This window comes from Streptomyces sp. NPDC056738, assembly GCF_042790435.1.
In the GTDB taxonomy this organism is placed as follows: domain Bacteria; phylum Actinomycetota; class Actinomycetes; order Streptomycetales; family Streptomycetaceae; genus Streptomyces.
This window is the reverse complement of record NZ_JBHTZF010000012.1, coordinates 40223-65953: the sequence shown is the minus strand read 5'-3', so window position 1 is coordinate 65953 and position 25731 is coordinate 40223. Positions and strand designations below refer to the sequence as shown.

General features: G+C 72.5%; 19 protein-coding genes. 10 read left to right on the top strand and 9 right to left on the bottom strand.

The window, feature by feature from the left end; all coding sequences use genetic code 11:
• The first annotated feature begins 49 nt into the window (after positions 1–49).
• On the top strand, positions 50–1945 hold the full coding sequence (locus tag ACFRIC_RS28710) for a PQQ-binding-like beta-propeller repeat protein (RefSeq protein WP_382791431.1): 1896 nt from the start codon (positions 50–52) through the stop codon (positions 1943–1945).
• Here ACFRIC_RS28710 and ACFRIC_RS28705 read toward each other — a convergent pair.
• The 4 genes from ACFRIC_RS28705 to ACFRIC_RS28690 form a co-directional block, all read right to left on the bottom strand.
• Positions 1942–2478 carry a GNAT family N-acetyltransferase gene (locus ACFRIC_RS28705; RefSeq protein ID WP_382791428.1) on the bottom strand — a complete coding sequence of 179 codons (537 nt, stop codon included), beginning with the start codon at positions 2476–2478 and terminating at the stop codon, positions 1942–1944. The two genes, ACFRIC_RS28710 and ACFRIC_RS28705, sit on opposite strands and share 4 nt — an antisense overlap.
• A 97-nt stretch (positions 2479–2575) precedes the next feature.
• A complete protein-coding gene (locus ACFRIC_RS28700) occupies positions 2576–2875 on the bottom strand; it encodes a hypothetical protein (RefSeq protein WP_382791424.1) in 300 nt (99 codons plus the stop codon).
• A gap of 252 nt (positions 2876–3127) precedes the next feature.
• Positions 3128–4000 carry a calcium-binding protein gene (locus tag ACFRIC_RS28695; RefSeq protein WP_382791421.1) on the bottom strand — a complete coding sequence of 291 codons (873 nt, stop codon included), beginning with the start codon at positions 3998–4000 and terminating at the stop codon, positions 3128–3130.
• Positions 4001–4152: 152 nt separating this feature from the next.
• Positions 4153–5385 carry an MFS transporter gene (locus ACFRIC_RS28690; protein WP_382791418.1) on the bottom strand — a complete coding sequence of 411 codons (1233 nt, stop codon included), beginning with the start codon at positions 5383–5385 and terminating at the stop codon, positions 4153–4155.
• Positions 5386–5535: 150 nt separating this feature from the next.
• On the opposite strand from ACFRIC_RS28690, the gene ACFRIC_RS28685 reads away from it, so the two are divergent.
• The 4 genes from ACFRIC_RS28685 (at position 5536) to ACFRIC_RS28670 (ending at position 9170) form a co-directional block, all read left to right on the top strand.
• Positions 5536–6582, top strand: a complete 1047-nt coding sequence (locus tag ACFRIC_RS28685; RefSeq protein ID WP_382791415.1) for an ArsR/SmtB family transcription factor — start codon at positions 5536–5538, stop codon at positions 6580–6582.
• A 9-nt stretch (positions 6583–6591) separates the two neighbouring features.
• Positions 6592–7098, top strand: coding sequence for a glutathione peroxidase (locus ACFRIC_RS28680; RefSeq protein WP_382791412.1), 507 nt, complete (start codon positions 6592–6594; stop codon positions 7096–7098).
• Positions 7099–7187: 89 nt separating this feature from the next.
• Entirely contained in the window at positions 7188–8036 is an 849-nt protein-coding gene (locus tag ACFRIC_RS28675; RefSeq protein WP_382791409.1) for a MerR family transcriptional regulator, read from the top strand.
• A 168-nt stretch (positions 8037–8204) separates the two neighbouring features.
• A complete protein-coding gene (locus ACFRIC_RS28670) occupies positions 8205–9170 on the top strand; it encodes an alpha/beta fold hydrolase (RefSeq protein WP_382791407.1) in 966 nt (321 codons plus the stop codon).
• A 67-nt stretch (positions 9171–9237) separates the two neighbouring features.
• Here the strand turns inward: ACFRIC_RS28670 and ACFRIC_RS28665 are convergent, their stop codons facing one another.
• A complete protein-coding gene (locus ACFRIC_RS28665; RefSeq protein WP_382791405.1) occupies positions 9238–11367 on the bottom strand; it encodes an MFS transporter in 2130 nt (709 codons plus the stop codon).
• Between the two features lie 203 nt (positions 11368–11570).
• Positions 11571–14447 (bottom strand): serine hydrolase, encoded by a 2877-nt coding sequence (locus ACFRIC_RS28660; RefSeq protein WP_382791403.1) that lies wholly within the window; start codon positions 14445–14447, stop codon positions 11571–11573.
• A 222-nt stretch (positions 14448–14669) separates the two neighbouring features.
• Here ACFRIC_RS28660 and ACFRIC_RS28655 point away from each other — a divergent pair, with 222 nt between their 5' ends.
• From ACFRIC_RS28655 to ACFRIC_RS28645, 3 genes are all read left to right on the top strand, one after another.
• Positions 14670–15425 (top strand): GPP34 family phosphoprotein, encoded by a 756-nt coding sequence (locus tag ACFRIC_RS28655; protein WP_382791399.1) that lies wholly within the window; start codon positions 14670–14672, stop codon positions 15423–15425.
• A 431-nt stretch (positions 15426–15856) separates the two neighbouring features.
• The gene (locus ACFRIC_RS28650) at positions 15857–16714 is read left to right on the top strand and encodes a helix-turn-helix domain-containing protein (protein ID WP_382791396.1); all 858 of its coding nucleotides are present in this window, start codon (positions 15857–15859) and stop codon (positions 16712–16714) included.
• A 281-nt stretch (positions 16715–16995) separates the two neighbouring features.
• Positions 16996–17205: a DUF397 domain-containing protein gene (locus ACFRIC_RS28645; protein WP_382791393.1), complete on the top strand. Its 210-nt coding sequence runs from the start codon at positions 16996–16998 to the stop codon at positions 17203–17205.
• 84 nt (positions 17206–17289) lie between these two features.
• Here the strand turns inward: ACFRIC_RS28645 and ACFRIC_RS28640 are convergent, their stop codons facing one another.
• Positions 17290–18129, bottom strand: coding sequence for a hypothetical protein (locus tag ACFRIC_RS28640; protein WP_382791390.1), 840 nt, complete (start codon positions 18127–18129; stop codon positions 17290–17292).
• A gap of 106 nt (positions 18130–18235) precedes the next feature.
• Here ACFRIC_RS28640 and ACFRIC_RS28635 point away from each other — a divergent pair, with 106 nt between their 5' ends.
• On the top strand, positions 18236–19021 hold the full coding sequence (locus tag ACFRIC_RS28635) for an SDR family oxidoreductase (protein WP_382791387.1): 786 nt from the start codon (positions 18236–18238) through the stop codon (positions 19019–19021).
• Positions 19022–19359: 338 nt separating this feature from the next.
• Positions 19360–20937, top strand: coding sequence for a sodium:solute symporter family protein (locus ACFRIC_RS28630; protein WP_382791384.1), 1578 nt, complete (start codon positions 19360–19362; stop codon positions 20935–20937).
• 59 nt (positions 20938–20996) lie between these two features.
• Here ACFRIC_RS28630 and ACFRIC_RS28625 read toward each other — a convergent pair whose 3' ends face one another.
• Both ACFRIC_RS28625 and ACFRIC_RS28620 read right to left on the bottom strand, forming a co-directional pair.
• Positions 20997–22112: an ADP-ribosylglycohydrolase family protein gene (locus ACFRIC_RS28625; protein WP_382791381.1), complete on the bottom strand. Its 1116-nt coding sequence runs from the start codon at positions 22110–22112 to the stop codon at positions 20997–20999.
• A gap of 116 nt (positions 22113–22228) precedes the next feature.
• Positions 22229–25561: a tetratricopeptide repeat protein gene (locus tag ACFRIC_RS28620; RefSeq protein ID WP_382791379.1), complete on the bottom strand. Its 3333-nt coding sequence runs from the start codon at positions 25559–25561 to the stop codon at positions 22229–22231.
• Between the last annotated feature and the right edge of the window lie 170 nt (positions 25562–25731).

Below are 25731 nucleotides of genomic sequence, written 5' to 3'. Positions count from 1 at the left end.
ATCACCGCGGCAGGCGCACGCGGATGCCCGACCAGGGGAGAGCACGGAGATGACGACGGATTCGTCGCCGGGGCAGGGGGCTTCGCAGGAGGACGACGGCTGGGCCTTCCGGCCCCGCAGGTCGGCCGGCGACTCTCAGTCGTACCGGGAGGAGCAGTCCTTCCGAGAGGAGCAGTCCTTCCGGGCAGAGCAGTCCTTCCGAGAGGAGCGGTCCTTCCGGGAAGAGCAGCCGTACCGGGACCAGGAGCTCTACGCGGAGCCGCAGCCGCAGCCGTACCAGGAACGGCAGTCCTACGGGGCTCAGCAGGCGTATCCGGAGCAGCAGCCCCACCCCCGTCAGCAGCCCTACGGGTCACAGAGGGCGTATCCGGAACAGCGGCCCCACGGGACACAGCAGCACTACCAGGGACAGCAGCCCTACGCGGAGCCGCAGCCGCAGCGGCAGCAGCCCTACCGGGAGCCGCAGCCCCGTCGGGCACGGCAGGCGTACCCGGAGCAGCAGCCCCACCAGGAGCAGCAGCCCCACCAGGCGCAGCAGGCGCACTGGGAGCGGCAGCGGACGGAGCCGGCCGGATCCTGGGACGACCGGTCGGCCGCCGAGCCGTACGCCGAGTCCTCCGGCACGCGGTGGGACGGCACCATGCCGCTGAAGGTCTCCGAACCTGTCGAGCCTGTCGCCGCGCAGCCGCGGCCCGACACGGAAGCGGACGGCGAGCGGGCCGCAAAGCCCCGGCGGGTGGGCAGGATCGTGCTCACCCTCGCCATCCTCGCCGCCGCCGTCGGGACCGCCACCGTCGTGTTCAAGCAGGAGGAGGCCGCCGCCGTCGCCTCGGAGAACCTGACGCAGGTGTGGCAGACCCCGGCGCCCGCCGCCGACGACGCGCTGATCGGTAGCTGGCTCACCGACAAGCTGCTCGTCCGGGCCGGCAGCCGGGGCGGACTGCGGGCCTACGACCTCACCGACGGCGAGCAGAAGTGGCGCGCCAAGCCGTCCGCCGCCGACGCCGGCCACGGCACCGTCCCCTGCGCGATGTCGCCGACGCTCAACGCCCAGGGCATCGGCACGGTCGCCTTCGGCACGGACGGCAGCACCTGCACCTGGCTGGCCGGCGTCAAGGCGTCCACCGGCAAGATCCTCTGGTCGATGCCGCTGACCGGTGCCAAGCACCGCAGTCCGGCGACCGCCACGACCTACCTCCAGGGGAACGTCGCCACCATCGTGAGCGAGAACTTCCTCGGTGGTGTGGACGTCCGCACCGGCGGCCGCGTCTGGGGCTACAAGGCCCGCGGTCGCTACTGCAACGCCTACGACTGGGGCACCGACGGCATCGTGCTGGTGGACGACTTCTGCCTCGACAAGAAGACCAGGTTCACCCTCACCGCGTACGACGGGAAGACGGGGAAGGTGATCTGGCGGAAGCCCGAGAAGGCGCACTCGGACGTGACGCACGTCCTGTCCGGCTCGCCGCTGATCGCCTCCGTCCACACCGCGCGCCAGGACGCCGTGCGGGTCTTCGACGCCTCCGGGGCCGGCCGCAAGCTGGCCGTCGGCAACGACGAGGTCACCTCCGGCAACGAGACCGGCGCCGACCACTCCGCGCGGCTCTACGGCAAGGTCCTGGTCACCCCGGCCCTGGCCGCGGGCCACCCGGTGATCGACGGCTTCGACACCAGGACCGGCGCCAAGCTCTGGACGTATCGCTCCGCCGTGCTCGCGATCCCCTCGTCCGCGACGGACGGCAAGGTGTACGCCGTCACCATGTCCGGCTCCCCGCAGCTCGTCGCCCTCGACCCGCGCACCGGCCGCAGCACCCCGGTCGCGGGCCTGCCGGCGGGCACCGGCAGGTGGAACTTCACCGCGGGCACGGTGTACGTGACCCCGGACGGCGGCGTGCTGGAACTCAACGCCCTCGGCTCGAACGGCGGGGTCAGGTTCTACCGCTAGGGCGTCTCCCGTCCGGGCGCCGCAACTTCGCCACCGCGAAGGGTTATCCAGAATCGGTCCTCGCCGCGCACCCGGCCGTCGGGGACACCGCGGTGGGTCCGGATGACGCGGCGTGACGCCTCGTTGTCGGAGGCGCAGGTCAGCAGAACACGATCGAGGCCGAGGTCCCGGCACACCGCCAGGCCGGCCCCGAGCATCGCCGTGGCGTGCCCCTGCCGGCGCCACGGTCCGACCACGTGATAGCCGATGTGCCCGCCCACCTCGGCCAGTTCCGGTGTCAGGCGGTGGCGGACGACGAGCGTGCCCAGATAGTGCTCGCCCGAGACGTACCAGTAGATGGTGGCGGGCACGTCCCAGCGGACGTGCACGCCCCTGCGCCGCTCGACGAAGGCGTCGAAGTCGGCGGACGCCGGGGCGAGCCAGTCGGTCGTCCGCCCTTCCGCCAGACAGTCGGCGCGCTCACCGGCCAGATACGAGGCGCGGACCGTCGCGGTGGGCCAGGTGAGCCGGGGCGGTTCGATCAGAGCGGTCATCAGCCCAGTCTCCACGCGACCGGGCGCGGGCTCCTCCGGTTTTCCGGGCGAAGGCCCCGGCCGGTCCTGGCCGGGGCCTTCGGGCCGGTCGTCGGGATCAGGCGGCGCCGGTGACGCCGGGGGCGACGAAGCGGCGGTGGAGGGGGCTGAAGGAGGTGTCGGGGGCGCCGGTCATGCCGGCCTTCTGGATCGCGGGGGCGAGGCGTTCGGCGAAGAAGGACTCGAACGCCTCCTGGGACTCCCAGACGTCGGTGACGTGCAGCCCCTGCGCGTCGAACCAGGCCACGTGCATCTGGCCGCCGGCCCCCGGGACCTCCTCCCACTGCACCGCGTCCCGCACGGTGTCGTACTGCTCCGGCGTGGCTTCCGCCCAGTGCATCGACATCACGATGGCCATGTCCCGGTCCCTTGCTGCTCGTAGTGGTGACCCGATCCCCGGTACCAGCAGACACCCGTGCGCCGTCGCCCACATCTCGGCGGCGGCCGAAGGCGGTCCCCTGCCGGGGCCGGGCACCGGGATCGTTCCATCCGGCGAGCCGCGCCGGGCAGAGCGTGCGGAGGCACACCGGCGCCCGCGGAACCCCTCGTACGCTCGTCCCGGGTCCCCCGCTCCGGAGCCTCCCGGATCCCGACCGGTCGCCCGGTCCCGTCAGTTCTGGAAGACCCGGTCGGTGCCCGGGCCGCCGGAGAGGGTGTCCGTGCCGGAGCCTCCGTGGATGAGGTCGTTGCCGCTGTTGCCGTAGATCCTGTCGTTGCCGGAGTCGCCGTAGAGGCGGTCGTTGCCGCGGCCGCCCTGGATGTCGTCGGCGCCCGCGTTGCCGTGGATCGTGTCGTTGCCGTCGTCGCCGAACAGGCTGTTGTCGTAGTCGACGTAGCTGCCGTCGGCCTCGCTGACTCCGCCGCTCAGGACGTCGTTTCCCGTGCCTCCGTGACAGGTGTAGCCGCAGGAGGTGAGCGTGTCGTTGCCCGCGCCGCCGAAGGCGCCCTCGCCGTAGACGCCGCCGCCCCCGGACAGGTGGTCGTTGCCGTCCTGGCCGTAGAGGACGTCACGGCCGTGGCCGGTGAGGGTGTCGTTGCCGGTCCCGCCGTAGATGCGGGAGTACCCGTTGTTGTCGGGGTCGACCGTCGCGGTGTCGTCGCCGTCCCCGAGGCGGACGATCAGGGTGTCGAGGTCGGAGGCCGAGGTGTTCGGCTCGGTGACCGTGCAGACCGCCTGGGTGGTGTCGCCCGACGCGGGACGGACACAGCCGGCGCCGAGGGAGATCTTCACCGTGTCGTCGAACGTGTAGATGAAGTCGGCGAGTTGGGAGTCGGGGTCGGTCGCGCCGAGCGCCCAGGAGATCTTCAGGTGGTTCGTCTGGCCGGCGGCTGCCGTGTAGAAGAGCTTCTGGCCGGTGGAGGCGGCGGTGGCGCTGGTGGTGGCGGCGCCGGCCGTCGGCGCGACGACCGCCACGGACACGGCGGCCGTGGCGGCGGCCAGCACCAGCATTTTCGGAAGGACGGCGGTACGGCGACTGAACATGTCTCCCCCTCGGTGGGATTCCGCGGTTCGGCGTCCCTGGCGGCACCGCCGTCCCGGCGTTCCGGGCGCCCGGAACGTACGTGTCCGGACATCCCGTTCGACACCGGCGAAGGAAGGGGGGTTGTGACGCCCGCCGCACAACTTCCCTCGGTTCAGGGAGAGTTCACCTCGGATTGCCGCCCTCTTGGCGTGGACGGCTCCGGGCGTTGGCCCGTCGGGCGCGCCGCGCGGTGACGCAGCAGCGCGGGGGCCAGGGCCAGGGTCACGGCGATCGACGCGGCGGCCATCACCGTCATCGCCGCTGCGGGCGAGGCGAGTTGGGCGATCCCGCCCGCCAGCGCCGCGCTCACGCCCTGCATGGTGAGCATGCCCGCCGTGTGGAGCCCGAGGGCGTGGCCGCTGAGTTCGTCGGGGATGAGCGCCACCAGGCGTTCCTGCTGGATCAGGCTCGCCCCGAAGCCGATCGAGGCGAGCGCGGCGAGGGCGGCCGCCACGGCCACGCCCGGACGCAGCACGAAGAAGAGGTACGGCGTCGCGAGGAGCAGCAGGAACGGGATGCCCAGGCGGGCGCGGACGCGGGGCGGCAGGAGACGTCCGGTCGTCACGTCTCCCACGAACATGCCGAGGGCCGCGAAGGCGAACAGGGCGCCGGCCCGGTTCGGCGCGTACGACACGTACAGCGATTCGCAGCCGACGACCAGGCCGTTCGGCACCCAGAGCAGGAGATAGAGGGTGCGGCGCTCCGGGGACGAGAAGAGGCGGGCGTTCGTGCTCCAGGTCCGGGCGACGGACGGGCGGCCCAGGGCGCGCGGCGCACGGGGTGTCAGGCCGAGCCGGGCGGTCAGGGCGGCCGCCAGGTACAGCCCGGCCGCCAGGAGGAGCGTGACGCGCGGGGACAGCAGGGCCACGAGGACGCCACCGGTCGCGTATCCGGTGATCTGGGCGATCCCGCTCATCATGTTGAACACCGAACGCCCCAGCAGATAGCCCTCCTTGGCGAGGATCTCGGTGAGCAGGCCCCACAGGACCCCGCCGCCGAAGGACTGGACGAGACCCAGGAACAGGAGGAGGACGAAGATCGCCCAGATCGGCAGACCGGGCACGGCCATGGCCGCCGTGCCGAGCCCGAACAGCAGCGCGATGCCCGCCACGGTCGCGCGCGGCGGCAGCCGGTCGGCGGCCGAGAGCATGGTGGCCGCGCCGATCATCTGGGCGAGCGAGGGCCCGAACATGCTGAGCGCGCTGAGCAGCGGCGAGTCGGTGGCCCGGTACACGAGGGTGCCGAGGGCCAGACCGCCCACCGTCGAGGCGGCGGTCCGGAAACAGGAGGACAGGAAGAGCGGGGTGAACTCCCGCGTGCGGAAGAGCTCGGAGTAGCTGCGCATGCGCGGAGTCTGCGGGGCCGTACGAGCGGTCGATATTCTTTCGCACGCACGCGAAACGTCAGGGACGCGAAACGTCAGGGGCACGGAACGTCCCGGGGCAGGAGACGTCCGCGGTGGGAGGCGTCAGGGGCTGGGGCGGAAGGGGACGGCATGGGCTGGTGGCAGGTGAACGCCGACACCCTGGCCGGGAGCCGCTTCGTGCTGTCGCCGCTCGCCGAGACGTTCGCCGCCCTGAGGCTGCTGCACTCGGAGACCGCCGCACACCCCGGTGAACGCGCCTGGCTGGACGCCCGCCTTCCGGCGTACCGCGAACGGCTGGCCGCCGACCCCGTCACCGCGCTCCTCGTGCGCTGCGGGATCGGACAGGCGTGGATCGCCGACTTCCTCACCCCGACCCCCTACGGCGACGAGACCTTCGACACCGAGGTCGCCCGGGTGCGGGACGTCCCGCCCCACGACGCGCGCGGCCATCTGGCCCGCTCGGTGGGCGGCCCGCTGCCCGCCGCCCTCGCGGACCGGGACGACCTGCCCGAGCGGGCCGCCGCGCTGCTCACCGCCGTGTGGGAGGAGTCCGTACGCCCCGACTGGGAACGGCGGCGGCGCGTCCTCGAGGCCGACGTGGTGGCGCGGACGGCCCGTCTCGGCCAGGGCGGCTGGGCGGCGGCGCTGGACGGGCTGCGGCCCGGGACGCGCTGGCTCGGCGGCAACCGGCTCCAGGTCAACCTCCACGAGTACCCGCCCCGCGAGATCTCCGGCGCCCAGCTCGTCTTCGTCCCCGTCACGCCGAAGGCCGGCTGGGTCTCCTGGGAGGGGCACGAGCGCTACGCCCTGGTCTACCCGTGCACGGGCGCGCTGGCCGACGTGGAGGCCGCGGTGGTGCCGGAGAGTCTGGGGGCGCTGCTCGGGACGGCACGGGCCGGGGTCCTGGTCCGTCTCGACTCCCCCCTGTCCACCAGCCAGCTCGTCGCGGTGACCGGGCAGGGGCTCGGGTCGGTCGGCCGCCATCTGCGGGTGCTGCTGGACGCGCGGCTCGTCGAGCGGCGCCGGGCGGGACGGTCGGTGCTGTACTCGCGCACGGCCGCCGGTGAGGTGCTCGTCACAGCGCAGCGCCAGGACCTGTCCGGCGCACGGGAATCGCCGCACGGGACCGGGGAGCCCGGCTGCGGGACCGGCGGAAGCGTCACCTACCGGAGTTAGCATCCGCTTATGACTACTGACAACACCGGTACCTCCGTGCTCGACGTCGAGATCGGCGCCCTCCAGGGGGGATCCGCCGACCTGTCCCAGTACGCGGGCAAGGCCGTCCTCATCGTGAACGTCGCCTCCAAGTGCGGGCTGACCCCGCAGTACGCCGGTCTGGAGCGGCTCCAGGAGCGCTACGCCGGCCAGGACTTCACCGTCCTCGGCGTGCCCTGCAACCAGTTCCTCGGCCAGGAGCCCGGCAGCTCCGAGGAGATCGCCGAGTTCTGCTCCGCGACCTACGGCGTGACCTTCCCGATGACCGAGAAGGTCGAGGTGAACGGTGACGCGCGGCACGGGCTGTACGAGCGTCTGGTGGGCACCGCCGACGCCGAGGGGCACTCCGGCGACATCCGCTGGAACTTCGAGAAGTTCCTGATCGGGCGCGACGGCACGGTCGTCGGCCGCTTCTCGCCGCAGACCGAGCCCGAGGCGGCCGAGCTGGTCTCGGCGGTCGAGAAGGCCATCGGCTGAACCCTGTCCCGCTGTTGACCTTGCCCCTGGGGCAAGGGGGAGCGTCCCTGTCACCGGGCGGAAGGCGCCCGGTGACGGAGGATGACCGAGTGGACAAGGACCTGCTCACCATCGGCGCGTTCGCCTCGCGGGCGCGGCTCTCGGCGAAGGCGTTGCGGCTGTACGACCGGCTGGGGCTGCTGACCCCGGCGTACGTCGACGAGGTCAGCGGCTACCGCTACTACCGGGCCGCGCAGACCGAACGGGCCCGGCTCGTCGCACTCCTGCGCCAGCTCGACATGCCGCTGGCGCGGATCGCGGACGTGGTGGAGGCGCGCGGCACCGAAGCCGCCGGGCTGCTCACCGCGTACTGGGACGGTGCCGAGGCCCGGTTCGCCTCGCAGCGGGCGCTCGCCGACTACCTCCGTGGACGTCTTTCCGGGAGGAGTTCCGAGATGTACGAGAAGTTCGTCGTCGAGACCGCAGAGGTGCCCGAGCAGGTCGTGCTGACCGAGAAGCGGCACGTGCTGGCGCCGGAGCTGCCGGTGTGGATCCCCGGCTCGCTGGGGCGGCTGGAGGAGGGCGCCCGGGAGGCCGGCGGCGTCACGGGGCCGCCGTTCGTCGTGTACCACGCGGAGGTGAGCGTGGAGAGCGACGGCCCGGCGGAGGCGTGCGTGCCGGTCGCCGACGAGGCCGCCGCACGGGCCTGGGCCGAGCGGCAGGGCCGGGCCACCGGGGCCGGGGTACGGGTCGAGCCGGCCCGGCGCGTCGCGTTCGTGCGCATCAGCAAGGCGCAGGTCGCCCACCCGCAGATCCTGGCCGCCTTCGAGGCGGTCGAGAGCTGGGTCGGCGAGCAGGGGCTGACCGTCGACGGACCCTGCCGGGAGATCTACTTCGCCGACTGGGACGCGGCGGGACCGCAGGACCCGGTCTGCGACGTGGCCTTCCCCGTGAAGTGACCTGACGGGACATGCCGGTGGGCGGGGCGGGGCGTTGCACGGCTGCCGCGCCACGCCCACCTTCGTGCGGTGCAGCGCCCACCTTCGTGTGACATTGCGGGCGCCGCACCCGGGAGCCGTGTACGAGTGGGGAGTTTCGGTGGTCTCGTCCCCTCTCGGGAGTTCGCTGTGCCTTCTGTCGCTTCCTCGGTCCCCGTTCTCGCCCCCGCGCAGGGAGGCGAGGCGTCCACGGAAGTGGCGGAGTACCGGCTCTCGTGGGAGGGCTACGGGTACACGGCCCGGGTCGCCCGGTACGGCTCCCCCGTCACCGAACCGCTGCTCGTGCTCGGCGGGTCGGACCAGACGCGGTACTCGTGGACGCGGCACGAGCGCTGGCTCGGGGAGCTCGGAACCGTCGTCACCGTGGACCTGCCCGGATTCGGGGACGCGGACTTCCTGCCCGCCGAGCACGGGATCGACTTCCTGGCCGAGTGCGCGGGCCACATGCTGCGCGGGCTCGGCCTCGGCCCGGTGAACCTGTTCGCGGGCTGCTACGGCGCCGCGGTCGGGCTCCGGCTCGCCCAGCGGTATCCGGAACTGCTGCGCCGGATCGCGGTGCAGGGCATGTCGGACCACATTCCGCGCTGGTTCGCCGAGGCGCTCGTGGGCTGGGTCCGGCTCCTGGAGCAGGGGCGCGTGGAGGAGACCGCCGAGGAGTTCGTACGGTGCTTCGTCCCGCCGCCCGGCGACCGCACCGTACGCAAGCACGCCGCGCTGACCCGGCTGATGTACCAGCAGTTCGCGGCGCAGACCCCGCGCGACGTCGCCGTGACGGTCGAGCGGAACCGGCGGCTGCTGGCCCACGAGTGGTACCGGCGGGCACCCGTCCCCGCCGTCCCGTACCTCGTGTTCACCGGCGAGCACGACACGCTGACCACCCCCGACATGGTCCGCTCGGTGGCGGCGGACCTGCCGGGCGCGTCGTTCACCACGATCGCGGAGTGCGGCCATCTGGCCCATCTCCAGCGGCCCCGGGACTTCTGCGACCTGCTCGTGCGCTTCTTCCGCGACGGACGGCCGGAGGAGGCCGGTCTGCCGTACTGCGGGCCGTTCGAGCGGTTCGAGGGCGAGCGGTACCAGGGCGAGCGGTTCTAGGGCACAGGGACCCCGGAACCCGTCCGGCGGATCGGGCCGGACAGGTCCCTACGGGGTGGCGGAGCGCTCAGCGCAGCTCCTCCGGGCACGGTGTACCGCGAGGGAGCTGGTACGGCGCCGCAAGCCGGTAGGTGCCCGGCTTCGGGGCGAGCAGCTCCGTCCACGTGTCGCCCGCCGGAGTCTCCTCCGTGGGCATCAGACAGCCGTTGAGGTTCTCGTACGTCTTCGGGGTGCCGTCCGTGCGGCGCTTCGAGGCCCGCGTCTCCTGGGGTGCCTTCAGGCTCTTGCCGTCCTCGTCGACGATGCTCAGCCACGGCGAGTACGGGATGCGGATGAGGATGCGGCCCGCCTGCTTCACCTCGATGGTCATCTCGCCCTGCTCGGCCAGGTCGACGACGGCGTGCGGTTCGGCGAGCGGGGTGGGGTCGGTGACGGTGAAGAGCTGCCAGTTGGCGTCGCCCCAGATCTGCTTCAGATAGGGCATGCCCCGCTGGACGAGTTCGCGTTCGCGCTGGCCGCCGTCGCCGTCCGGCTCGCCCTTGGGCAGCACGACGTAGCGGATGGCCCAGCGCTGGAGCCACTCGTGGTAGTTCGCGGAGTTGAGCGTGTCGTCGTAGAAGAGCGGGTTGCGCTCCATGTCGGCCTGCCGGTTCCAGCCGCGGGCCAGGTTCACGTAGGGGGCGAGGGCGGAGGCCTCGCGGTGCGAGCGGGCCGGGACCACCTCGACGCGGCCCTTCTCGGCGTCGACGAGCTGGAGCTGGTTGACGAGCGGGGCCAGCTCGCGCGCCCAGGACGCCGCCGGGGTCGTGTGCACGATGTCGTCGACCGTCTTGAAGCCGATCCAGCCGGTGAACACGGCGAGGGCGACGACGGTGGTGTACCACTTGCGCGACTTCGGCACGGTGAAGGGCAGCGCGGCGGTCAGCGCGACTCCCGCGAACAGCATCGCGAGGCGCGTGATGTTCGAGCCGATCTGGGAGCTGATCAGCCAGACGAGGAGCACCGCGAGGCCGTACACCGCCGCGGTGATCCGTACCGTCGTCCACTCCTTGGGCACCGCGTAGTAGACCGCGGCGGCGGACGCGAACGGCAGGATGACCGAGAAGAACGTCATCGGCTGGGTGCCCGAGAAGGGGAACAGCAGGGCCGAGAGCCCGACCACGACCGTCGGGGCGATGCCGAGGGCGTAGGCGCCGGGGCGGCGCCGCTGGAGGAACATGGCCGCCGCCAGCAGGCCCACGAACAGTCCGGCGACCGGTGAGGCGGCCGTCGCGAGCGCGGCCAGCGGCGCGGCGCACAGGGCCTTCGCCCAGCGCTTGTAGCGCCAGCGGTGGGGCCAGCAGAAGACGACGGCGACCGCGCCGAGCGCGAACGCCGTGCCGAGGCCGTACGTCACCCGGCCGGAGATCGCGTTGCAGACCAGCGCGAAGATGCCCGCGAGCGAGGTGGCGATCGGGTTCCGGACGACGCGGCTGCGCACGAGGATCAGCGTCAGCAGACCGGCCGAGAGCGTTCCGGCGATCATCATCGTCGTGCGGACGCCGAGCACCGACATCAGGTACGGCGACACGACGCTGTAGGAGACCGGGTGCATCCCGCCGTACCAGGCGAGGTTGTACGCCGAGTCCGGGTGCCGGCCGACGAACTCGGCCCACGCGTCCTGCGCCGCGAGGTCGCCACCACTGTTCGCGAACGTGAAGAACCACACGATGTGGAGCACGCCGGCGAAGGCGGTGAGGAGGAGGACGGGGTAGCGGCGCAGAAGACCGAGCGGCGCGAAGCCGGCCGAGGCGACCGGTCCGGTCACGACGGCCTCGGGGTCGGCGGGTTCGGGGTCTGCGGGTTCGGACGCGGCAGGGTCTCCCGCGGGCCTGTCGTCGGGCTCGGACCGTGCGGGCTCGGACGCGGCGGGCCCTCCGGCGGACTCGGACCCGCCCGGCTTCCCCGCCGGCTTCCCACCCGGGCTCCGGTCCGGGGCCCCTGCGGTACCACCGTCCGGATCCTCCGCCGTGTCGGTACGCGCGCTCGCGTCCGCGTGCGTGTCCGCGTGTGTGTCCGCGGCCGGGCGCGCCTGCACGCCCGCGCCCGCGACTACGTCGTCCCGCACCGCTTCCTGGATGCCGACGCGCGGTATTCGCGGGCCCGTTCCGTGGCCCGCGTCGGCGTCGTCGGCGTGTGTCGGCTCCGCTGTCGCCACTGCAAGGTTCTCCCGCTGTCCCGTTGGTCCGTTCTGGGCCGGGACCCGCGGCTCGCGAGCAGCCCCGATTAGCGCGACGCTAGCACGCACACCGCCGGACGGCCCCCGAGTGGGGCACCGTCCGACGGTGTGCGGTGCGGGTGCTGCTCCCCGCCCTACCTCACCGATGCGTGCGCGCGTACGTCATCGGCGCGTGTGTGCGCTCAGCCGACCCGGGTCACCTTCGCGCCGAAGCCGGGCTCGGCCAGGTCCGACTGGAGGGCGACGGGGATCCGTACCGCCTCGCTGGAACCGTCGCCGACCCTCAGCTCGCCGACGACCGTGCCGGTCTTGCCGCTGTGCGGGACGGCCGTCTTGCCCTGACCGATGCTCAGGTTCGTCTTCAGGCCGGGCCAGCCGATCGCGGTCATGTTCTTGGTGGCGACGACCGGGGTGCGGCCGCCGAGCTGGTCGTCCACGTAGCCGACGACCTGGCCCTTCTTCACCACCGTGGCGGTGACCAGGCTCTTCTGGACCTTGTCGATCAGCTTCTGGCTGTTGGTGATCGCCAGGTGGAGGCTGTCCCAGACCTTGCCGGTGCCGGCGTTCTGGTTCATGACGGCGCCGTAGATCGTCTGGGTCTTGCCGTCCACGACCTTGGTCGCGGCCCACACCAGGTTGCCGCCCGCGGGCGTCGACGAACCGGTCTTCAGGCCGATCACACCGACCTGCTGCACCAGCAGGTCGTTGTTGTTGTAGATCGGGTTGGGCAGCCCGGGGATGTCCGCCTTGGCCATCCCGACGACGCTGCGGAACACGTCGTTCTTCATGACCTGCTTGGCCAGTTTGACCTGGTCGGTGGCCGTGCTGACCGTCGTCTTCTGCAGACCGCTCGGGTCCGTGTACGTGGTGTTCGTCATGCCGAGGTCCTTGGCCGCGGCGTTCATCTTGGTGACGAACGTCTTGGCGTCGGAGTCCCAGCGGGCCAGCAGCCGCGCCACGTTGTTGCCGGAGGGGATCATCAGCATCTGGAGCATCTGACGCTCGGTGAACTGCTGGCCCTTGGACAGCGCCGCGGTCGACTCGTCCGGCAGCTTCGACTCGTCCTCGGCCTGCTGGTCGACGGTGATCTTCTCGCCGTCCTCGTTCCCCTTCAGCGGGTGCTCCTGAAGGATGACGTACGCCGTCATGATCTTGGCGACGCTCGCGGTGGGCGCGGGGGTCTGCTTGCCGTCGGTGCCGAGGCTGCCGACGCCGTCCACCTCGATCGCCGACTGTCCCTGACCGGGCCAGGGCAGGTCGAGGCTGCCGCCGCCGAAGGTGTACGTGCTGTCGGCGCTGAGCGCGAGCGTCGGGGCCGGCAGCGGGCGGAAGGCCTGCGCGACTGCAAAGATCACCACGAGCAGCAGGACCAGCGGCGTCCAGATCTTGACCCGCCGTACCAGCGTGCGGACCGGGGTCTGCGGCGGCGGCGGGGTGTTCGTCAGCTCGGCGAGCAGGTCCAGCGGGGGCTTCGGCGGAAGCGGGAGCTGGGTGGTGCGCTCGGGGCCCACCTGCGGGATGGCCGCGGTGGCCGCAGCGGGCCTGTCGACCGGCTTCGGGGTGGGGGCGGGCGCGGCGGTCGGCCCGGGCTTCGCGGTCCGCTCCGGCTTCGCGGAGGGCTCGGGCGCGGGCTTCGGGCGCGCCGGGGGCGGGAAGTCGTCGAGGCGGTTGAGCGGGACGAACTTGCTGGTGCGCGCGGGCGTGCCGGCGGGCTTGGCACCGGATTCCCCGGTGGGCTTGTCGGCGGGCTCGGCGCCGGGCTTGTCGGCGGACGGGTCCGCGGGCTTGGCGCCGGGGGCGTCCGTCGGCTCGGCGGCGGGCTTGCGGTCGGCGGGCTTACGGGTGGCGTCGCCCAGCTTGAGCATGGTGGTGGGCTGGTCCACGGCCGGGCGCCGGGGGGTCTTGAAGACGGCGGTGGGCTGATCGACGGCGGGCTCGGCGGCGGAACCCTTGCCGGTCTTCGAGTCCGCGTCCGCGTCCGTGGCGGTCTTCGAGTCCGCGTCCTCGCCGGTCTCCGTGTCGCGGCGCTCGTCCGGGACCGCGTCCGCGGGCTCGTCGGACACCGTGTCCGGGACCGCGTCGGCGGGGGCGTCCGCGAGGGCGTCGGAGGACTCCTCGTCGCCGTCGCGCTCGTCCTCGGGTTCGGGTTCGGGTTCGGGTTCGGGTTCGGGTTCGGCGTCGTGCTTGCCGTCGGACGCGGGGGCGGGCTCGTCCTCGGCGGCGGTCGCGGAGGCGGGTTCGTCCTCCTCGTCCGCGGGCGTCTCGCCCAAGGCGGCTTCGGGTTCGGCCTGCGGCTCCCGGCCGGACTCGGGCTTCTCGTCGTTGGCGCCGTCGGCGGGTTCGGCGGCCCCCTCGTCCGTGTCGGACGCCGCGTCGGACGCCGCGGGCGCCTCGGACGCGCTCTCGGCCCGCGCGGAGTCCCCGGGCTCGCCCGGCTCGTCGTCACCCTCGGCCGCGTCGGCCGGCTCCGCGTGGTCCGTGTCCGCGACCGCGCTGTCCGCTTCCGCGTCCGTCCCGTCGGCAGCGGAGGCGTCGTCGTCGGAAGCGTCGTCGTCGGAGGCCGTGGCGTCGTCGGCGCCCTCGGGGCCGTCGTCGTCCGCCGAGCCGGCGCCGCCCTCGGAGCCCTCGGAGCCCGTCGTGTCCGCCGGAGCGGACTCGTCCGCCCCGGAGACCCACGCGGCCACCGCGGCGCGCAGCCGGGTGTCGCCCTCGGCGTTCTTGTCACCGGCCGCGGCGTCGCCGGCCTCGGACCCGGAGGCCCGCTCCGGCTCCGCCGTACCGGGGGCGTCCGCCGTGCGGGCGCTCTCGCCCGAGAGCGCCTTCGTCGAGAACACGGCCGTCGCCTGATCCACCCGTACCGTGGCGGCCCGCTCGCGGGCCATCGCCATCCGGGGGTCGGCCGGAGCCGAGCTCTGGGTCGACGTCGACGCCGGCGCGCCCGACCGCGCCGGACTCGGAACCGATGCCGGGCTCGCCGGCGTCGCTTCTGCCGACGACGCCGACGACTCGTGCTGCTTCGACCTGTCGGGGGACTCGCCCGCCACCGATGCCTCCTCCATGCGGCGCGCGCCCTCCGCGCACCGAAAACGAACCGTCAAACCCTTGAACCGCCGCCCGGACACCGCTGCCCGAACCAGGTACCAGTGTCCTGTGCCAGGGCTCGACCCTTGCGGTAGACGAGAACGACATACCTGCCGGTTCCCTCATATTCCGGTCACGTGCTCTCGACAGACCAATGTGAGAGGGGTCACCCTGTCATTCATCCACGCGGGGAGGCATGGATGGGCAAGAGCCGCAGAACAATTCCGGAGGAGCTTCTGCTGCTGGCGTTGGACCCGGCCACGGGTACCACCGCGCAGCCGCAGTCGCTCGACCTCGGTCTGGCCGGAGCACAGCTAGTGGAGCTGGCGCTGGCCGGACGGATAGCCCCAGACGGGGATCGTATCGCCGTGGTGGTGCCACGGCCGACCGGAGATCCAACACTGGACTGTGCGTTGGAACTCCTTCGCCGACGCGGAGCACCCGTACGCGCGGTCAACTGGATCGGCGGACCCCGCCTGGGGCTCCGCCAGACCTACCTCTCGCATCTGGAGAGGTGCGGCATGGTCCATGCCGTGGCCGGCCAGATGTGCGGGGTCCTTCCGACGACTCGCTACCAAGCGACGGACACGGAGATCAGCCGGGAGATCCGAACCCGGCTGGACAACGCGATCCGCACCGGCGTACCGCCGGACCCGCGGACCGCGGCGCTCGCCGCGCTGGCCCACGCGGTCGGTCTCGGCAAGCACCTGTATCCGGGGAACGAGGGACGCTCGTCCCGCTCCCGGCTGCGGGATCTGATCAGGCACGACCCCATGGGCGGCCTCGTGGCGCACGCCGTGATGGACGTTCAGAGCGGTGTGGCCGCACAGCCTCGCCGCACCCCGGCACCGGCAGGCCGTCCGGCCACCGCCGGCGTCAGGACCGCACCGGAGACCGCACGCGGTGTTCCGATGCAACCGCGCCATGGTTCGATGGCGCGCGCCGTGGCGCACTGAGCCGCGGGCCCACGACGGCCCGCGTCCCGCACCGCCGGCACCATCGGCGGCACACAGCACCCGCACCGCCCGCACCGCCGCACCACACCAGCGCCGCACCGCAGTCCCCATGATCCGGTTCGGGAGCCGCCGGCTCGCGCGGGGTGGCTGAGACCGTACGTCCGGACGACGACACGGTCCCAGCGCCCCGCGCGACCGCATCGGGGCGAAGGGAAGGCCCGTCTCCGACCCGCCGCGATCTCGCCGACCCGTCAGCGGAGTTCGGCCGGGCCGTCGACTCGGGCGTACGAGCACGTATACACGCCGAATCTGCGAACTTGCGCCCACCAGGCGCATATACGCCGTTTCCCAGCGGTAGAAAGCACCTTGGTGGCAATCTGCTCAACAGCAGATACGCAAAGTACAGGCCCGCAGCCGGAGGTGCACGTCCCGTGGCGTCAAGTGTCAATCCCACCGTCCGGCGGCGCCGGCTGGGCCAGGAGCTTCGGCGGCTCCGCGAACTCAAGGGCATGACGGCCGAAGAGGTCGCCGAGCGCCTGCTCGTGTCCCAGTCGAAGATCAGCCGGCTGGAGAACGGCCGGCGCAGTATCAGCCAGCGCGACGTCCGCGACCTGTGCGGAGTCTACGAGGTCGAGGACCACCGGATCGTCGACTCGCTGATGCAGATGGCCAAGGACTCGCGCCAGCAGGGCTGGTGGCACTCCTTCGGCGACATCCCGTACAGCGTCTACATCGGTCTGGAGACCGACGCCGCCAGCCTGCGCGTGTACGACCCCCAGGTCGTCCCGGGCCTGCTGCAGACCCGGCAGTACGCCGAGGCCCTGATCGCGGGGGCGCTGCCGGAGACCGCTCCCGCCGACATCGACAAGCGCGTCCAGGTGCGGATGAAGCGGCAGGAACGAATCTCCGCCCCCGACAACCCGCTGCGCCTGTGGACCGTCCTCGACGAGGCGGCCCTGCGCCGCGCCGTCGGCAACCGCTCGGTCATGCGCGAGCAGCTCGAGTACCTCGTGGAGCAGTCCCAACTGCCGCACGTCACCGTCCAGGTGATCCCCTTCGACATGGGCGCGCACCCGGGTCTGAACGGCCAGTACGCGATCCTGGAGTTCCCCGACGCGGCCGACTCCAGCGTCGTCTACATCGAGGGCGTGACCAGCGACCTGTACCTGGAGAAGGCGAACGACGTCCAGAAGTACAGCGTGATGTACGAGCACCTGCGGGCCCAGGCCCTGAACGTGGAGCAGTCACGGCAGTTCATCGCGGACCTCGCGAAGGACTACGCGCGCTGATCGGCACGGGGGCGGCCCGAGAGGGCGCCCCCGCCGATGAGTGGCCGGACCCTACACTGTCGTCACCCCGGGGCGGAAGACCCCCATGGAATATGCCATCCAGTCGAGTGAATAGTCGCTTCGTCAGCCGATGTTGGCGAGTAGCGTCGATCACGCCATCGAGCAACAACGTTGGCGCAATCCGGACCGCGGGACTCCTGACGGATCCACAGTCCGGTGGCAGTGCGCCGACGGCTTCGTGGCGGCAACTCATCGACGAACGACAGCTTTCTGGAGCGATCATGGCAATTCAGCAGGGCGCCCTCGACACCTGGACCAAGTCTTCCTACTCCACCGGCAACGGCGCCTGCGTCGAGGTCAAGTCCCCGGTCGTCTCGGCCATGGCGGTCCGGGACTCCAAGGTCACCGCCGGCCCCACGCTCGCCTTCCCCGCGGACGCCTGGAACGCCTTCGTCACCGAGGTGAGCCGCGGAGCGTCCGACCTCGTCTGACCCTGTGGCCGGAACAACTTCATACACCCCACCGAAGAGCCCTCTCGTCCGGCCCGCCGTCCTGGCCGAGAGGGCGGGTGCGCGTCAGCGCAGACGGTCCACGTAGGTGTCCGTCCCCGGGATCGTGGGGATGAACGGGGCCACCAACTCCACCCGCCCCAGGCCCGATTCGGCAACGGCCTCGTCCAGGCCCGTGAAGTGGGCCTCCCAGCAGTCGCGCGGGTCCTCCTGAAGGAACCACAGCAGGGTCAGCCGGGTGTCCACGCCCTCCACCTGCTTGACATAGGTCATCCGGTCGCCGGGGAGCGGAGTCGGCCGGAAGACGGTGACGAGGGCGGCGGGTGAGCCCGTGAGCCGCCGGGGCAGGTGCCGGGAGCGCAGCCACTCCAGCAACTCCGCCCGCTGTTCGGCCGATTCGGCGTCGACGACCTCGACCACGAGGCCCGCGTAGGGGTGGTCGAGGGCGTGGAAGTCACGGGGGCCCGCGGCGCCGTCGCGGTAGACGGTGGCCTCGTGGTCCTGGAAGGCCGTGAAGACGTGCGTACGGTCCTGGTAGACGCGGCCGTCGCGGTTCAGCCGCTTGTTGATGCCGACGGTCCACTTCATGTGGTCGTCGTAGCGGCCCTCGGTGACCCAGTAGGTGGAGATGTAGCAGCCCGCGGTGACCGGCTGGGCGACCGCCGACTTCTCGGGGTAGCGCAGGAGCTGGAGGTCGCGGGTGGCCACCCAGCGGCGTCCGGCGTACATCCAGGGCATGGCCATCGCGCCGGCGTAGTAGTGGTCGTCCTCGTACCAGCGGTTGTAGGCGTACTCGTGGCCCGGGTGCGGTTCGACCAGGGTGATCAGGGCGTGGCCCGGGTGGACGCCGTACGGGCCGAGGGCGGCCAGTTCCGCGTAGGTCTCGCTGCGGGTCTCCTCCGGCATGACGAACCCCTTCCTCGGTGGGATGTGCGCGGGACTTCCTTCCTCCGCCGGACGCCCATACTCTGACGCCCCGTCAGACAATGCGCCAGAGCCGAGGAGGCCCCGGATGTCTTTGCTCGCCGGCAGGACCGTCGTGGTGTCGGGTGTCGGGGCCGGGCTCGGCCATCAGGTCGCGGCGGCGGTGGTGCGCGACGGGGGCAACGCCGTGCTCGGCGCCCGCACCGAGGCCAATCTCGCGAAGTCGGCGGCCGAACTGGACCCGGACGGCACGCACACCGCGTTCCGGGCGACGGACATCACCGACGAGGGGCAGTGCGAAGCGCTCGCGGCGCTCGCGGCCGAGCGCTTCGGGCGGATCGACGCGGTGGTCCATGTCGCCGCCTGGGACAGCTACTTCGGCGGGCTGGAGGACGCCGACTTCGCGACCTGGCAGTCGGTCATCGACGTGAACCTGCTCGGCACGCTGCGGATGACCCGGGCCTGCCTGCCCGCGCTGAAGGAGCGCGGCGGTTCGGTCGTCGTCATCGGGACGCAGTCCTCGGTCGCCGCGCCGAGCCAGGTGCGGCAGGCGGCGTACGCGGCCTCGAAGGGCGCGCTGACGAGCGCGATGTACTCCCTGGCGCGGGAGCTGGGCCCGCACCGGATACGGGTCAACACCGTGCTGCCCGGCTGGATGTGGGGCCCTCCGGTCGAGGCGTACGTGCAGTTCACGGCCTACACCGAGCAGGTGCCCGAGGCGGACGTCCTGAAGCGGCTCACCGAGCGGATGGCGCTGCCCGAGCTGGCCACGGACGGCGACGTCGCGGACGCCGCGGTGTTCCTGGCCTCCGACCGGGCGCGGGCGATCACGGGGCAGTCGCTGCTCGTGAACGCGGGCGAACTCATGCGGTAGTCGATACGGCCGGCGGCCCCTCTCCCAGGCGCACGGGACCCGCATCCCGTACGGCTGTCGACTTGTCGTTGCTGTTGTGGGTCCGGCGAAGTGCCCGCCCATGGTGTGGCTCCCGTCACGAACACGACAACAGCCCGGTGGGTAAAGTAGAGGCAAAATCGTTCTGCTTTCTGATCTGTGTTCATATCTGTGACCGCGAAGGGTCTTGACCGCTCCCTCCGAACGGCGGTTCAATCCCCGAAGTCCCCGCTCCCGCACGGGGCGCCCGCCCATGCACGTACCGGCGAAGTGCCGTCCGGTATATGCAAGTTCACAAGGCGGACCCCTGGAGGGGGCACATGAACGGTCTCGACTGGGCCGTCCTGGTCGCGTACTTCGGCGTGATGACCGCGATCGGTGTCTGGTCCCACAAGCGTGTGGACGATGTCAGCGACTTCTTCACCGCGGGCGGCAAGATGCCGTGGTGGCTGTCCGGCATCTCGCACCACATGTCGGGCTACAGCGCGGTGATGTTCACCGGCTACGCCGGCATCGCGTACACCTACGGCATCACCTCGTACGTCACCTGGGCACTGCCCATCGCCATCGGCGTCGCCATCGGCGCCAAGGCCTTCGCGCCCCGGCTCAACCGGCTGCGCTCACGGCTGCACGTCGCCTCACCCCTCGAATACCTCAAGGACCGCTACAACGTGCCCACCCAGCAGGCGCTGGCGTGGTCCGGCATCCTGCTGAAGATCGTGGACGTCGGCGCGAAGTGGGCGGCCATCGCCACCCTGCTCAGCGTCTTCACCGGTGTCACGCTCACCCAGGGCATCATCATCACCGGCGGCATCACGGCCGTGTACTGCACGATCGGCGGCCTGTGGGCCGACGCGCTGACCGAACTCGGCCAGTTCGTCATCCAGTTGCTGGCCGGTCTGTCGATGCTGATCATCGTGCTGAACAAGATCTCCGACCAGGGCGGCCTCTCCAAGGCGCTGGACTCGCCCAAGCTGCACGGTCACGGGGACGGGTTCGCGGGCCCGTATCTGACGGTGTTCTTCATCGCGTACCTGTTCATCAAGCTCTTCGAGTACAACGGCGGCATGTGGAACCAGGCCCAGCGCTACATGGCCACCCGTGACGCCAAGCAGGCGACGCGGTCCGCGTTCCTGTCCGCGGGACTGTGGTTCGTGTGGCCGGTCGTCCTGTTCATCCCGATGTGGCTCTCGCCGCTCCTCGTCACCGCGCAGAAGCCGGACGGCTCGGACGCGTACGGCCTGATGACCGAACAGCTCCTGCCGCACGGGCTGCTGGGCCTGGTCGTCGTCGGGTTCTTCTCGCACACGATGGCCATGTGCTCCTCGGACGCGAACGCCATCTCGGCCGTGTTCACCCGTGACGTGATGCCGGTGTTCTCCCGGGCCGCGCGCGCCTGGGACACCCGTGCGGGGCTCATCGCGGGCCGCGTGACCACCGTCGCCTTCCTCGGCCTGTCCATGGCCGTGGCGACCCAGGTCAACTCCCCCACGTTCAAGGACATCATCACCGTCGTCATCAAGTGGGTGGCCGGTCTGATGGGGCCGATCGCGATCCCGTTCATCCTCGGTCTGCTGCGGCCGTTCCGCAGGTCGGGACCGACGGCGGCGCTGACGAGCTGGGCCTGCGGTCTGCTCGCGTTCTTCTTCGTCAACTACCACCTGGACTTCTCGCAGCGCACGGACGTGAAGCTGGAGTACCAGGTCGCCCTCCCGATGGTCATCTCCCTGGTCCTGTACGTCCTCATCGGCTTCCTGCGGCCCGAGGACACCCCGGAGCGGGACGCCGTCCTCGAGCTGATCAACACCGACGACGACGGCTCGGCCGCCGCGGCGATCCCGGCACCGGCGGGTGCGGAGGCGTCGGACGGCGCGGTCGCCACGCAGGTCAAGGACTAGGGCGTGTCCGACCCTTCCCGTCCGCCCGGCCTCGGCGGGCGGACACACCCCGGGACCGCTCAGGCGCGGGGGTAGCGGGCGAGCCAGCCCGGGGACGATCCGGCGGGGCCGTGCAGCGCGGGCCCCTGGGTCATCTCCATCGCGAAGTCGTCCGCGAGGACCAGCACCGTGGGACGGCCCTCCAGTTCGGCCAGCCAGGCCGGCGGGAGGGCCGTCTCGCCGTGCAGGGCGCCCAGCAGACCTCCCGTGAGGGCGCCGGTGACGGCGGAGGGCCCGCCATGGTTCACCGAGAGGCACAGGCCGTGCCGGACGTCCTCGCCGACCAGCACGCAGTACACCGCGGCGGCGAGGGCCCCCTCGGAGATACCGCTCACGGCGAGCTCCTGGACCCGCTCGGCGGAGGGCATGCCCTGCCGTACGGCGCCCAGCGCGTGCTGGAGCGCGGCGGCGACCGGCTGGTGCCCGGGCCGGGTCGCGAGCAGCGCGAGGGCCTGCTGCACGGCCGCGTCGAGGTTCTCGCCGCGGGCCAGCGCGTGCACGATCACGGCGTACGCCCCCGCCGTCAGGTACGCCGAGGGGTGGCCGTGCGTCTGCGCGGCGCACTCGACGGCGAGCTGCATCACGAGCTGCGGCTCCCAGCCGACGAGCAGCCCGAAGGGCGCGGAGCGGGCGGCGGCCTCGGGGCCCTGCTCGCCGGGGTTCTTGGGGGCGTCCAGCGTCCCCATGATCTCGTCGGCGAGGCCGAGCAGACAGGCCTTGGCGGGGTCGCGGCGGGCGTAGAGCCACTCCTCGCGGGCCAGCCAGCCGTCGTCCTTGCGGCGCTCGTCGGGCCCCCAGTCGCTCTGGGTGGCCGCCCAGCGGCGGTAGGCGCGGTGCAGGTCGGAGGGCGGATGCCAGGCGCCGGTGTCCCGGCGCACCTGGGCGCGGACGAGTCCGTCGACACCGAACAGGGTGAGCTGGGTGAGGCCGGTGACGGCGCCGCGCCGCCCGTACGCCGGGGCGGGACCGACGAGGCCCTCCGCCCCGTACGTCTCCCGGATCGCCTCCAGCGAGAGTCCGTCGACCGGCGCGCCCAGCGCGTCGCCGACGGCGGCACCCAGCAGCGTCCCGCGGACCCGGCTCCGGAAGTCCTGCTGCTCCCCACGGCCCCAGACGGCACCGGCTGTCGCACCCACCGAGACCTCCTGAGGCACTGTCCCTACGTCCGACAGCAGAGCACTGTAATCGAACGCGAACGGTCGGTTGAGGCCACGGAACCATAAAGGCCCGGTCGGATCCGCGACGGGCGTGATCAGCCGGTGTGGCGCTCCCGGACGGCGTCGCGGGCCGCCGTGACCGCCGCGAGGCGCGGGGTCAGCTCGGCGGTCTCGGCGTCGGGGCAGCGCAGCAGTTCGTCGAGCACGTCCACGAGGTTCGCCAGCTCCTCCCAGTCGGGGTCCAGGGCCAGCAAGGCGGTCAGTTCCCGGTCGGCGGCGGCCCAGTCCGCGAGGGCCCAGGCGACGATGCACCGGCCCGACGCGCGGAGCCGTTCCTCCTCTTCCGTGTCCAGCAGCCGCGCCAGCTCCCGCCACCAGGGCTGCGCGGCCGCCCGGCCGCGGAACCGCCGCTCCGTCATCGCCACCTCGAAGGTGCCCGACAGCGGGGCGGTCTCGCGCAGCCGCTCGGCGAGGTCCCGGGCGTCCTCCCCCCGGCCCCTGTGCCGCAGGATCGTGACGTGGAGCTGGTCGCGGGCCGGGACGAGGGCGTCGTCCGGGCCCGGCGCCGGGTCCTCGGCCAGCCGGGCCGCCGCCTCCTCCCACCGGCCGCGGTGGATCAGCAGTTCCACGATCTCGCGGCGTGCCGTGTCGGCGTCCCCGTCCAGGGCGATCAGCCGTTCCCAGTCGGCGAGCGCCCGCTCGGTCCGGCCGGTCGCCAGGAAGACCCGGGCCCGCTGGTCGAGGGCGTAGGCGTACTCCGGGTCGGCCGCCAGGGCCCGGTCCAGCCGGACCAGCGCCTCCGCGTGCTCTCCGAGGTCGCGGAGGACCGCCCCCAGGCAGCCCGTCGCCGAGGTGTTGCCGGGGTCCCGTTCCAGGAGGTCCCGGAACACGGCGATCGCCTCCTGGTGCCGGTCGTCCAGGTGGTAGGTGTTGGCCAGCTCGATCTCGATCCAGTCGGCGTCCGGATCCGCCGTGAGCGCGCGCCGCAGGTCCTCGTACGCGCCGGGCAGGTCCCCGAGGCGGCGCCTCGCCCGCGCCCGCATCACCAGCGCCCAGGAGTACTCCGGGGCCAGTTCGACGGCGCGGTCGAGGTCGGCCAGTGCCTCCGCTCCGTGACCCAGTTCGTGGTGCGACACCCCGCGGCCCGCCAGCGCCGAGGCGTGGTCGGGCTCCAGGGTGACGGCCCGGCCGAGCTCGGCGACGGCCTCCTCGAAGCGGCCCGCGAGCCGGTAGGTGTCGCCCCGTTCCGACGCGACCCAGGCGTTCTCGGGTTCCAGGCGGGCCGCCCGGTCCAGATCGGCGAACGCCTGCTCCCATTCGTCCGTGTCCCGGCGCAGCCGGGCTCTGCGCACGAGCGGCCACAGGAAGTCCCCGTCGATGCTCAGCGCCCGGTCGAAGTCCGCGGCCGCCTCCTCGAACCGGCCGAGGGCGTGCCGGCACACCGCCCGGGTGGCCACCGCGTCGGCGTTCGTCGGGTCGAGGGCGACGGCCAGGTCGAAGTCGGCCGCCGCTTCCGCCGCGCGGCCGGCCATGCGGTGGGTCTCCGCCCGCTCGGCGATGATCCAGGCCGTGCCGGGCCGCAGTGCGTCCGCGCGGTCGAAGGCCGCGAGCGCCGCGGGGTAGTCGCCCAGCAACTGGTGGGTCAGACCGTGGCCGTAGTGCACCCGTGCCTCGTCCGGATCGAGCTCCAGCGCCCTGCCGTACTCGGCCAGGGCCCGCGCGTACTCCCCGGCGATCCGCAGCTCCCTGGCCCGCACCCCGTGCGCCAGGGCCCGCCCCGGACCCTGGAGTTCGGGGCGGGCGAGCAGCAGTTCCATCGCCCGGCCGACCCCGTCCTCGTCGTCGGCGAGGGCCTCGCCCAGCGACCTGCCCAGCTCGCCCGGGACCGGGGCTCCGGCCGCGTCCCCGGCCTCCTGGAGCATCCTGGCCCAGGTGCGCCCGGCCGCCGGGCCGGTGCGGCAGGCCTCGACCAGGGCGTGCAGCGCCTCGCCCAGCGCCGCGACGGGTCGCGCGCACAGCCGGTGGTAGGACTCCTCCAGCCGCAGCCGCAGCCACGGTTCGTGGCGCCACACCTCGTCGGGATCCACCAGTCCCCGGCCCGCCTCGTCGCGCCACCGGCGGAAGACCTCCGCGAGCCGCTCGTGGCGTTCGCTCCAGCCGCGCGGGGAATGGCGCCGCTGGAGCCGGAGCATCGCCTCGCGGACGAGGTCGTGGTAGCGGACCCGGTCGCCGCGGCCGTCCACGAAGGGCAGCGCGCGCAGCCAGTCGAACAGGGCGCCGCTCTCGTCGTCCGCGTGCGCCTCGTCCGTGCGCTCGACGGCCGCCCGGACCACGTCCAGGTCCAGGCTCCGGGGCAGGGCGCACGCGAGCGCCACCGCCCGGCGCAGCGGATCCGCCTCCCACTTCAGGAAGCGTTCGACGGCCGTGGCCGAGGGGTCTCCGACGTCCCCGGGATCCGCGGGACGCTGCTCGGCCAGGGTCGAGACCAGCAGGGGGAGTCCGCCGGTGAGCCGCAGGACCTCCGCGACCACCGGCTCCGAGACGACACCCTTGCCGGCGAGGAGCCCCCGTGCCTCGGCCTCCGTGAACGGTCCGAGGGGCAGGTCGGTGACGAAGTCGCCGAAGCCGCCCCAGCGGGCGGTGTCGAGGGGGCGCTGTCCGGCGGTCACGACGACGACCGTGGCGGGCAGGACGCCGTACTCGCGGGTCGTCATCATCGCGTGGAGCCAGCCGTCGAGGAAGGAGCCGGTCCTTTCATACGTATCGAGGAACAGGACGATCCAGGGCACGGCCTGGGCCGCCTCGGACAGCTCCGCGACGAGGACCGGGGTGAGCACGGCCTGGGGCGCGAGGACCAGCCGTACGTCCTCCTGGCTGCGCAGCCGGGCGCTGACCCTGGCGTGCAGCCGGTCGGCGCCCTGGGCCAGGTGGGCGGGGTCCATGATCCCGGCGAGGGCTCCGACGCCCGGCACCATCCCGAGCCCCAGCAGGCCGGCCCGCGCCACGGTCAGGCCGGCCGCCGAGGGGCCGGGCCGCTCCGTGTCCTGCGGGCCGAGGACGGCGCTCTGCGCCTCGTGTCGCCGCTCGCGGTACGCCGTCAGCAGACGGTCGAGCTCCTTGAACCGGTGTCCCTGTGCGGCGAACTGACGGCTCATCGCCTCCAGGGCGTCGGGCAGCCCGGTGGCGTTCTCGTCGACGTACGCCGTCAACGCCCCGTGCTCGGCGGCCAGTTGTTCCATCTCTTTCAAGAGGAACGACTTCCCCACGCCCGCGTCGCCGTGCACATGGAACAGGAACCGGTGCCGCTCGTCCTCCGGCGGCAGTTCGAAGTTGGCGCGGAACAGGGCGCGTTCGGTGCCGCGCCCGACGAACCCGTGCCGTCGCCGCCCTTCGATCAGCTCCTGCATCGACGGCCGCGCCCGCACCATCGCCCGCCCCTCCCCCGTGGTCCGCCCGATCCGTCCCCCAGTCTGACGCACCCTGTCCGGGACCGAACGGGGATGACGGGATGGGTACGGGCGGCCGGAACGCGCTTCCGGCCGCCCGTCTGGGCGGTGCCCGTGCCCGGGGCCGGGTTCAGGCCCCCGGGACCGGTGGG

Excerpts from the sequence above, each read along its gene's own strand:
- ACFRIC_RS28710 (WP_382791431.1), top strand. The coding sequence starts at position 50 with ATGACGACGGATTCGTCGCCGGGGCAGGGGGCTTCGCAGGAGGACGAC.
- ACFRIC_RS28705 (WP_382791428.1), bottom strand. The coding sequence starts at position 2,478 with ATGACCGCTCTGATCGAACCGCCCCGGCTCACCTGGCCCACCGCGACG.
- ACFRIC_RS28700 (WP_382791424.1), bottom strand. The coding sequence starts at position 2,875 with ATGGCCATCGTGATGTCGATGCACTGGGCGGAAGCCACGCCGGAGCAG.
- ACFRIC_RS28695 (WP_382791421.1), bottom strand. The coding sequence starts at position 4,000 with ATGTTCAGTCGCCGTACCGCCGTCCTTCCGAAAATGCTGGTGCTGGCC.
- ACFRIC_RS28690 (WP_382791418.1), bottom strand. The coding sequence starts at position 5,385 with ATGCGCAGCTACTCCGAGCTCTTCCGCACGCGGGAGTTCACCCCGCTC.
- ACFRIC_RS28685 (WP_382791415.1), top strand. The coding sequence starts at position 5,536 with ATGGGCTGGTGGCAGGTGAACGCCGACACCCTGGCCGGGAGCCGCTTC.
- ACFRIC_RS28680 (WP_382791412.1), top strand. The coding sequence starts at position 6,592 with ATGACTACTGACAACACCGGTACCTCCGTGCTCGACGTCGAGATCGGC.
- ACFRIC_RS28660 (WP_382791403.1), bottom strand. The coding sequence starts at position 14,447 with ATGGAGGAGGCATCGGTGGCGGGCGAGTCCCCCGACAGGTCGAAGCAG.
- ACFRIC_RS28655 (WP_382791399.1), top strand. The coding sequence starts at position 14,670 with ATGGGCAAGAGCCGCAGAACAATTCCGGAGGAGCTTCTGCTGCTGGCG.
- ACFRIC_RS28645 (WP_382791393.1), top strand. The coding sequence starts at position 16,996 with ATGGCAATTCAGCAGGGCGCCCTCGACACCTGGACCAAGTCTTCCTAC.
- ACFRIC_RS28640 (WP_382791390.1), bottom strand. The coding sequence starts at position 18,129 with ATGCCGGAGGAGACCCGCAGCGAGACCTACGCGGAACTGGCCGCCCTC.
- ACFRIC_RS28635 (WP_382791387.1), top strand. The coding sequence starts at position 18,236 with ATGTCTTTGCTCGCCGGCAGGACCGTCGTGGTGTCGGGTGTCGGGGCC.
- ACFRIC_RS28630 (WP_382791384.1), top strand. The coding sequence starts at position 19,360 with ATGAACGGTCTCGACTGGGCCGTCCTGGTCGCGTACTTCGGCGTGATG.
- ACFRIC_RS28620 (WP_382791379.1), bottom strand. The coding sequence starts at position 25,561 with ATGGTGCGGGCGCGGCCGTCGATGCAGGAGCTGATCGAAGGGCGGCGA.